The sequence below is a fragment of the Pseudomonas sp. P5_A2_2 genome, assembly GCF_054177685.1.
In genome coordinates this window covers 1-1557 of the sequence record NZ_JBGCUL010001016.1, presented here as the reverse complement: position 1 = coordinate 1557, position 1557 = coordinate 1, and the positions used below count along the sequence as shown (strand labels likewise).

The window sequence follows — 1557 nt, the reverse complement described above, 5'->3', positions numbered from 1 at the left end:
GTGCAGGGCTGTGTTGCTCGAAGCTGATTTGGAATGACCAAACTGCGCTTCTCGCGCCTTGCCCTGCACAACAGCAGACCCGGCGCGGTAGGGAAACTAATTGAGAACGCCCCCTAGGGTAGTGGCTACAATTTTCGAGGGGTGGTGTGTTTTCTTTTCAGAATGCGTCGTCGCATTTTCATGAATCAGGAGATGCTCAGGTTTGTTGTGCAAGCGCTTGTTTCAGACGAGATTTTTTAACGTTTAAAACCGTCAGGCGGTGTATCATTGCGCCCGTCAGCCCCGCCGGGGCTTGTGGAATACCTCCATGGACTTACCCAGTAGTTACTCAGTACCCCGTTTTACCAATCATGAATTGACTGATTGATCCTTCCGGCGTGCCCCGCTGCTGGGAGTGGAGTTCGCCTATGTCCGATGTTGAAGTAAAGAAAACGCAGGAAAGCTTGCAGGATCGCCTGGCTCAGGTGGTTGAGTTGTTGCAGCGCCAGCGAGTGGTAGAAGACCTGACTCACCGCCAGGAAGGCCCGCATCATGACCGGGTCGAGAACCTGGTCCACCGGCAGAACCTCGTCGAGTTGCAGCGCAAGCTCGATGACCTGCACTCMGCCGACGTCGCCTACATCCTTGAAGCCTTGCCGCTGGACGATCGTCTGACGCTCTGGCAGCTGGTCAAGGCCGATCGCGACGGCGACATCCTTCTTGAAGTATCCGATTCGGTTCGTGAAACCCTGATCGCCGACATGGACGATCACGAGCTCCTGGCAGCCGCCAAGGACATGGATGCCGACGAACTCGCTGACCTGGCTTCCGAGCTGCCGCGAGACGTCGTCCATGAGCTCATGGAGACCCTCGACCAGCAACAACGCGAGCGCGTGCGTTCGGCACTGTCCTATGACGAGGAGCAGGTCGGTGCGCTGATGGACTTCGAGATGGTGACCATCCGCGAGGATGTCAGCCTCGAAGTGGTCTTGCGTTATCTGCGCCGTCTCAAGGAGTTGCCAGGCCATACCGACAAGCTGTTCGTGGTCGACTACGACGGYGTCCTCAAGGGCGTATTGCCGATCAAGCGTTTGCTGGTCAACGATCCGGACAAACAGGTTTCCGAGGTGATGGCCAGCGATCCGGTGAGTTTTCACCCGGATGAAGACGCTTACGATGCCGCCCAGGCGTTCGAGCGTTACGACTTGATCTCCGCGCCCGTGGYCGACAAGAACGGCAAGCTGATCGGCCGTCTGACCATCGATGAAATGGTCGACCTGATCCGTGAAGAGAGCGAAAGCGAAGTTCTCAACATGGCGGGTCTGCGTGAAGAAGAAGACATTTTTGCGTCGGTCTGGAAATCCCTGCGTAACCGTTGGGCCTGGCTGGCGATCAACCTGATTACCGCGTTCGTGGCATCACGGGTCATCGGTTTGTTTGAAGGTTCGATCGAGAAGCTCGTGGCGCTTGCGGCGTTGATGCCGATCGTGGCGGGGATCGGTGGTAACTCGGGTAACCAGACCATCACCATGATTGTTCGGGCCATGGCGCTGGACCAGGTGAGCACCGGCAATACCT

At 57.1% G+C, this 1557-nt stretch carries 1 protein-coding gene; it reads left to right on the top strand.

Annotated features, from left to right (window positions below):
* Window positions 1-407: 407 nt before the first annotated feature.
* On the top strand, window positions 408-1557 hold a 1150-nt coding region (locus tag ACXRVY_RS28340), incomplete at its 3' end, for a magnesium transporter (RefSeq protein ID WP_458238873.1).